Genomic DNA, 5,773 nt, shown 5'->3' with positions numbered 1-5,773 from the left:
ACTGCGTCTTCTCAAAAAAAGCATGACAGGGGATGGGGGCGACCACGAATGAGATATGCCGCATCTGAGAAACTTGAGATTATCCGGCTGGTCGAAGAAAGCCATCTGTCGGCACGTCTGACGCTGACCAAGCTCGGCATTCCACGCACCACATTTTATCGCTGGTATGATCGATATCTGCAGCGTGGTGAGGCTGGATTGCAGGATCAATCACCGAGGCCAAAACACGTTTGGAACCGCGTTCCTGACGAGGTGAAGCGCAAGGTTGTCGACTTCGCCTTGCAGGAAACGGAACTGTCGAGTCCGCCGTGGCCACCAAAAAGGAGGGTGAGACCTCCAAGGTGCAGTCGGGGCGTGATCTGGCCAAGCGGATCGGGGCTGGATCAGAACGGATCATCTTCACGCTGCTCCAAAAGTTCAATTCGGCCACCAAGCTGCCAGAGTGCAAGAACACATCTGACAAGATCATCGTCCTGGTCGATGAGGGACACCGCAGCCAGGGTGGAGAGAACCATGAACGGATGCGTCAAGCTCTGCCCAATGCGGCCTTCATCGCCTTCACAGGGACACCACTGCTGAAGGAGGATAAGACTCGTAACAAGTTTGGTCCGATCCTTCATGCCTATACGATGCAGGACACGGTTGAAGACGGTGCAGTCACCCCATTGGTCTATGAAGAGCGCAAGCCAATCGTTGATATCAACGACACTGCCATTGATGCCTGGTTCGACAAGATCACAACGGGGCTTTCTGACAGCCAGAAGTCCGACCTGAAGCAGAAATACTCCAGCCGAGGCCAAGTCTATGGTGCCGATGGCCGGATCGACTTGATCGCATGGGACATCGCGGCTCACTTCACTGAGAACTTTGCGAAACTTGGTCTTGGCCTAAAGGCTCAACTTGCGACGGACAGCAAGCTGTCCGCGATCCGTTACAAGAAGGCACTGGACGATACTGGCATGGTGACCAGCGCCGTTGTGATTTCGGCCCCTGATACCCGTGAAGGTCATGAGGATACCGATGAAACGAAGACTCCAGAGGTCCAAACCTGGTGGAAGATGAACGTCGGCAATGATGTTGATACCTATGAGGCCGATGTTATCGAACGGTTTAGCACCGATGGCCCTCCTGACATTCTAATCGTTGTGGATAAGCTGCTGACTGGCTTCGATGAGCCCCGCAACGCGGTTCTCTACATTGATAAGCACCTCAAGGGGCACAATCAGCTTCAAGCTATTGCAAGGGTGAACAGGCTGCATGAGGCCAAGCAATTCGGCTACCTCATAGACTACCGCGGCATCTTGGCCGAACTTGATACGTCGATCCAAGATTACCAAGACCTCGCTGCACGGACCCAGGCAGGCTACGACATCGACGATCTGGCAGGCACCGTCAGCAACGTCTCTGTCGAATACAAACGCCTACCAGGGCTGCAAGATGCGCTGTGGGCCATCTTCTCAGCGGTAAAGAACAAGCAGGACACCGAGCAGTTCCGCCGCGTCCTTGTGCCACGAACAGAGGATGACGGCACGGGACACAGCGTCGATGCCAATCAAAAGATCCGCGAAGATTTCTACGACGCTCTGACCGAGTTTGGTATGTGCCTGAAGTTGGCTCTGTCATCGCGTACGTTCTTTGAGGATGGCGCGTTCGATGAAAAGACAATCCAGCGATACAAACAGGACTTAAGGTTTTTCACGGAACTGCGAGTGCAGGCCAAGCGTGATGCGCAGGAGACCGTGGATTTCTCTGAATACGAAGATCAAATCCGACGGATGGTCGACAAACAGGTCATCGGGCAGCAGGTGGTTGATCCTGAGGGGTTCATCCGTGTGGACACGCTCGGTCAGTTGGAAGACCCTGAAGATTGGTCTGACGAGAAGACGCGGACAGAAGCCGATGTCATAAAGACGCGCATCCGGAAGACCATTGAGGCTGCCGAGGCGATGTTCGATCACCCAGGCAAGCAATATACTCTCTTCAAAGACCTTGAAGAGCAGGTAGCGGCGCGTAACACGCCGGGTGTGCCAGACCGTCTTAAGGACCACCCTAGGGCCGCAGCCTACTACGGTGCGTTGCTGGAACAGTTAGGTGAAGCCCAGCATCCTGAGGACACGATGGTCGAAGAGGCCATGCACATTGATACCACCGTCGATGACGCTGTGCAGACCCATTCCATCAACCCTGGCAGTATCGAGTCAGAGATATGCAAAGCCCTACTACCACGCTACTTCACGTTGCTTGGTGGTCTAGACGCGGCTAATGCGTTGATTGACCAGATCGTCGGAATCGTCCGCGCTGGTGCGAACAAACAATGACGGGTTTTGTACTATCATACGGCGACAATCGCATACCGTATCAGGTGACCTATGCCGATGGTCGGAAATCTCGCGTGGCGATCCATGTCAATCCAGATGGCTCGGTTACTGTCGATGCACCTAATGGTTTCTCGGAGGATACGATCAAGCGCGCTGTTCAGAGACGAGCACGGTGGGTAATCAACCATGTTAACGAAGCCCAGGAGCGATACGCGCATGTCCGCCCCAAGGAATATGTGTCCGGAGAGCAGGTCCTATATCTAGGCCGAAGGTACGTACTGAAAGTCATACCCGTCGATGGCAAACCATTACCCGTAAGGCTTCGAGGAAATCGTTTGGAAGTGGAAACCGCTAACCGCACTGAGGACGATATTAAAGGCCGCATACGGGCTTGGTATCGCGTCAAAGGGCGAGACTACTTTGCCCGCCGCATCGATGCTCTCACTGTGAAACTACCCTGGCTAGAGGTCTCACCGCCGTTCCGTTTGCTGGAAATGACACGCCAATGGGGGAGTTGCTCACCCGCGGGAGAGGTTATCTTGAACCCACATCTAATCAAAGCGCCTCGACAGTGCATTGACTATGTTCTGGTGCATGAACTTGCGCACCTTAAGCACCATGATCATGGTGCTGACTTCTGGACGTTGATCAATGCACACGCCGACAATTGGGAAAAGACGAAACACGATCTGGATGGCCTAGTTGAGGTATTATTGGGCGAATAGGCTTTTGGAGCTCTGTAAGTCGACTAAACACCGTGATGGATATGCTATCAGCCAGCCCTTTTTGAAGTCGGAGACTAGGGATGACTTTGATCGCAGGTTACGTTCATGCGCTCTTGTAAAGGACGATGGCTCCTACGTCTGTTCGTACTTGGGTCGTTGAGATCGGCCCACAGCGGACCTTGATGTCTGGCACTGGTGCCGCGCCGCAGCTTCACCGAACCGGCCATTCGTCGATCCTGTAACATTTTCAGGTGGCGAGTGGCAGCAGTGCGGACGAAGTGAGATTTCGCTGTGGTTGCGCCAATGTCGGCTTTCGGAGACCGCAAATCGGAATTCCCAAGCTCGCCTTATGGCTTCATCTGTAATTTGGCGTCTGATTTTGCACCGTCTCTACGCAATTCAAGAATTTCTGGTCAGGAAGAGCCTATGCAGCTTAGTCTGTTTCAAAGCTATGATCGGACGCGACATGACCAAGCGACAGAATTACAAGACCATGTGTCCGATGAATTGTCATCCGACGCTTTGCGGGATGAATGTTTCTGTTGAAGATGGCCAGCTTGCGTCAATAAAGGGTGATGATACGAACCCAGACAGCGAAGGGTTCTTGTGCATGCGCGGCAAAGCTGCCCACGAGATCGTATCGAACCATCTCCGGCTCCTTACGCCACTAACACGGACGAAGCGCGGCAGCGAAGATTGGTCCGAGACCACTTGGGACGGCGCATTGGACGTGATGGCGACCCATATGCAAGCCGTGGGTAGAGAGGCCGTCGGTTTTTGGCAGGGACACGGAAACTGGGCGAATGACTATGCCTTTGGCTTGAAGCGCGCACAGATGGACAGATTTGCAAACCTCTATGGCTGCCAGTTCTGGAACCCGGCAATGATCTGTTGGGGATTGGGAGGGTTCGGCGTTGGCATCACAGGCGCACTTGAGACCTCGACCAAGGAAGACCTGAGTGCAAACTCAGAAATGGTCATTCTTTGGGGTGCAAATACTGTCAGTCAGGCTGCGACGCTGAAACATGTCGAGATTGCAAAACGGCGCGGCGCGCGGATCGTGGTAATTGACGTGCGAAGAACCGAAGCCTCAGCGCTGGCGGATGACGTGGTTCTTGTCAGGCCGGGCACGGATGCAGCAATTGCGTTGGCTATGATACAGGTCATCCTGGAAGACGAGTTGTGGGACAAGGCCTTTATCGAGGCTCATACCGTTGGTTTCGAGGCTTTGGCCCAACATATCAAACCGATGACGCCGCAATGGGCCGAAAAGCAAACGGGCGTTTCCCACGAACAGATCACCGCTTTGGCCCGCTCATATGCTTCATCGCGGGCCGCCATGATTGTGATTGGCGGCTCATCTCTTCACAAAGGCAACAACACTTGGGACGCGGCGCGGACAATCTCGTGTCTCCCTGGCTTGACCGGCAATTTCGGTCGTCCAGGAGGCGGCATCGGGCCACGCCATGGCGGGCGAAGCCACGGTGCGGGGTTTGTCGATTTGTCGGCTGCCGATAGACGCAAGCCGGGTCGCTACATCCCCAACCAGATGGAGGCCATTATCGCGGCCCTCGAAGGAGGAGACGTAAAAGTCTTCGTTTCAATCGGGTCGAACGTCCTATCTTCATTTCCGGATACGAACCGAATGCGAGCTGCTCTGGGTAAAGCTGACCTTGTTGTGGCCTATGATATATTCCCTAACCAAATGATCCGCGAGGTCGCAGACATCGTTCTGCCAGGGACAATCTGGCTGGAGGAAATCGGTGCAAAGTCCACAAACACCTATGTGCATCTCTCGGACCAAGCTCTTCCGGCACAAGGAGATGCTAAGCCCGTTTATCATCTGTATCAGGGTCTCGCGCAGAGGCTAGGTGTCGAAGATGTCTATCCTTGGGACAGCCAGGAAGATGCGATGAACGCGGCTCTGGACCACCATGCAACAGGCCACGCGACAGTAGCGTCAATGCGAGCCAATGGCGGGCGTGCGGCGCTGAAGGTCTCCCCCGTCGCTTACCCAGACTTCCGCTTTACCACGCCGTCAGGCAAAATCGAGTTCTATTCGCAGCGTGCCGCCGACATGGGGCTCTCGCCGCTTCCGACCTGCACCGAGCCAGATGGAGAACAAGGCTGGCTTCATCTGGCCCACGGTCGGACGTTCGCACATTTTCATTCATTCTATGATCATGCGCGTGCGCTACCCACGCTTGCGGCGCGCGAAGATGCAGCCGACCTTTGGATATCTCTTGACGATGCAAAGGAACGTGGAATTGCAAATGCGGTCGAAATTGAAGTATCCAACGAACGAGGTGCGTTCCGCGCACGCGCAAAAGTCACTGCTCGTATTCCGACCGGGACTGTCTGGATCAGGGACGGATGGCCGGGATTGAACGCGCTTACCGATGCGTCATCGGTTTTGCCAGAGTCAGCTTTGGATACCTTTGCCTTCTCAGTAGGCCAGTCCAACTACGGAGCACATGTGATGATCTCACTGCTTCAAGAAAGCGAATGAACCCATGAAACTTAACGGGCGTTGGAGCTGTGCCTCCTAAGCCGACATTCGTCTGCAGCGCAGCATCGGTGACATTGGGCTCGGAGCTGCCGTTCGCTGCGTCAGGCACGAATGACCGCTATGCGGGGGCGGTTTCAATGGGTCGACGCAACACTTTAATCTTTTTGGAAAGATGGAGTGTTTACGATGAAGTACCGGACGCGGACGTTTTACACGGCCAA

Annotated in this window: 3 protein-coding genes and 1 pseudogene; all 4 read left to right on the top strand. The window is 54.5% G+C overall.

Annotated elements, in window-relative coordinates:
• Positions 1–300: pseudogene (locus C8N45_RS23850) on the top strand (helix-turn-helix domain-containing protein); the annotation flags it as partial.
• A gap of 8 nt (positions 301–308) precedes the next feature.
• On the top strand, positions 309–2,318 hold the full coding sequence (locus C8N45_RS22795; protein ID WP_181868946.1) for a type I restriction endonuclease subunit R: 2,010 nt from the start codon (positions 309–311) through the stop codon (positions 2,316–2,318).
• Complete coding sequence (locus C8N45_RS22790; protein ID WP_108389335.1) at positions 2,315–3,043, top strand: M48 family metallopeptidase; 729 nt, start codon at positions 2,315–2,317, stop codon at positions 3,041–3,043. Before C8N45_RS22795 ends, C8N45_RS22790 begins: the two co-directional genes overlap by 4 nt.
• A gap of 466 nt (positions 3,044–3,509) precedes the next feature.
• Complete coding sequence (locus tag C8N45_RS22785; protein WP_168769580.1) at positions 3,510–5,552, top strand: molybdopterin-containing oxidoreductase family protein; 2,043 nt, start codon at positions 3,510–3,512, stop codon at positions 5,550–5,552.
• The last annotated feature ends 221 nt before the right edge of the window (positions 5,553–5,773 follow it).

This window comes from Yoonia sediminilitoris (assembly GCF_003058085.1).
In the GTDB taxonomy this organism is placed as follows: Bacteria; Pseudomonadota; Alphaproteobacteria; order Rhodobacterales; family Rhodobacteraceae; genus Yoonia; species Yoonia sediminilitoris.
The sequence above is the reverse complement of the archived record's forward strand: the minus strand, read 5'-3'. Positions and strand labels throughout refer to the sequence as shown.